At 60.9% G+C, this 1,914-nt stretch carries 3 protein-coding genes; all 3 read right to left on the bottom strand.

Annotation, left to right across the window (positions count from 1 at the left end; translation table 11 throughout):
* Window positions 1–285 (bottom strand): MmgE/PrpD family protein (locus OXG98_15020; GenBank protein MCY3773316.1); only part of this gene is annotated, 285 nt, incomplete at its 3' end.
* A 34-nt stretch (window positions 286–319) separates the two neighbouring features.
* Window positions 320–937 (bottom strand): hypothetical protein, encoded by a 618-nt coding sequence (locus OXG98_15015; GenBank protein MCY3773315.1) that lies wholly within the window; start codon window positions 935–937, stop codon window positions 320–322.
* On the bottom strand, window positions 930–1,914 hold a 985-nt coding region (locus OXG98_15010; protein MCY3773314.1), incomplete at its 5' end, for a sarcosine oxidase subunit alpha. The genes OXG98_15015 and OXG98_15010, both read right to left, overlap by 8 nt.

Below are 1,914 nucleotides of genomic sequence, written 5' to 3'. Positions count from 1 at the left end.
ATCGAAGTCCAGGACATGACCGACCGCACCGTTCACGAGTGCGGCGCCGACCGGGGATAAACGGGCCGGACCGCCGAATACGGTTGCCGGACCCGGCGCATACGCGCGGCTTGAGTAGTCCGCGATGCGCCGTGACTGCTCGCGTTCGGCGCCGGCGATCGATACACCGACCAGATCGACGATGCATCGCTTGGCGACCTTCCGCGCGCCGTCCGGTACGGCGTCCAGGTTCAGCGCATGCGACCACTTCGCGATGCGCTCGATCAATGACGTGGAATCGGACACGGGCTCTACAGAGACAAGAATTCAGATACGGAATCTACGAGGACCGGTCGGGTTGCCTTATCTCACAACCCAGGGGCGCCGCGGCCTCTGTCAACCACTCCCAGAACGATATGGCCACTTCCCGCGAGACGTAGACATCGAAAGCAAGTTCTCCGGCGATATCGACTCTGTGAACCATGACGTGCATGTGATGAATGGCACTTTGCGCAAACGCATTCGCCGGGAATACTTCGGGGTCCAAATCTACTGGCAGGCCGCGGTTCAGCAGCAAGTCCGATTCCGGTCCGGTCACTCGCAATACCGTCCGACCATGGCCAAGTCGGGTCATGACCGCGTCTCCACCAAGCGACTCAACACTCAAGTCCCGGAGGACTTCGTCGTTCGACGAACCCGTAATCCACAGCCGCTCCGGCCTGACCCGAAAGACCGATCGGCCGCCGGAAGAGGTCGCCCGTCGCAAATCGGTTGGGATCCGGCAATTCAGCATTTCCCCCAGCGTGCCGCATACAGAATCGAAACTGCTCCTCCAGCCGGCGACCTGCACGATATTCCGCTCCAATCGTTCGCAGATCGATATGGCAGGCGAGCCTGCCTCGACGCCGATCGTGCCGGGCTCGTAAACGGCCCCGAGCGCTGACTTTGCTTCAGCCACGCAGTCGTTCTCCCCCTGGATCGACGAAGTGCGGTGACGCAACCCGGACGGCCGTAACTTCCTTGCGCAACGGGTAAACGGCGTCTATCACGTCTCCCCTTCTCGACATGCCTCCGGACACAAAGCCCAGTCCGATGTGCATCGAAAGCTCGGGAGACCAGGCCACGGACGAAACCTGGCCCAGGCCGTGTCCACTGTGCTGACCCTGCTCGCACAAGATCGCCCCCGCCCTGAAATCCTCCCCATCGTGCACCGGTTTCAACCCCACCAGTTGCGGGCGGGCGGGATCGAGCATGCCTTCACGTTGCAACAGCGCGCCGCCGACAAAGGCCTTCTTCCTGCTTGCCATCCGGCCCATTCCCAGGTCAATCAGGTTTCTCCGGCCGTCCAGTTCCGGACCCGCAACGTGCCCTTTTTCGGTTCGGAGAATATTCAGCGCCTCCGTACCGTAAGGCACGATTCCGAAGACTTGTCCGGCGTCGAAAATGGCCTGCCATACCTGTTCACCTTGACCTGCAGGCATATAGACTTCGTAGGCCATTTCCCCCGAAAAACTCAGTCGGCTCACACGTACAGGAACGCCATCCAGATGCCCGTGGTCGACGCCCATGAACGGGAGCGCCTCATTGCTGAAATCGATGTCGTGAATGACTTTCGTCAGGAGGTTTCGGCTCAGTGGACCCGCGACGGCGACAGCCGCCCACTGACTCGTCACACTCGTCAGCTGCACGTCCAGGTGGGGCCAGGCAGTCTGCAGCAGGTACTCAAGATGGGTCAGGACCTCCGACTCACCGGCGGTGGTCGTTGTCATGAAGTAGTCGTTTTCCGATATTCGGGACGTCGTTCCGTCGTCCAGGGCGATCCCGTCCAGCCGCAGCATCATGCCGTATCGCACCTTGCCGGGTTTCAGCGTATCGAAATTATTGACATAGACGCGGTCAAGGAATTCAGCGACAGCCGGTCCCTGGCCGTCGCTC

This window comes from Gemmatimonadota bacterium, assembly GCA_026706345.1.
Taxonomy (GTDB): domain Bacteria; phylum JAAXHH01; class JAAXHH01; order JAAXHH01; family JAAXHH01; genus JAAXHH01.
Note: the sequence above shows the minus strand (reverse complement) of the source record. Positions and strands in the feature narration are given on the sequence as shown.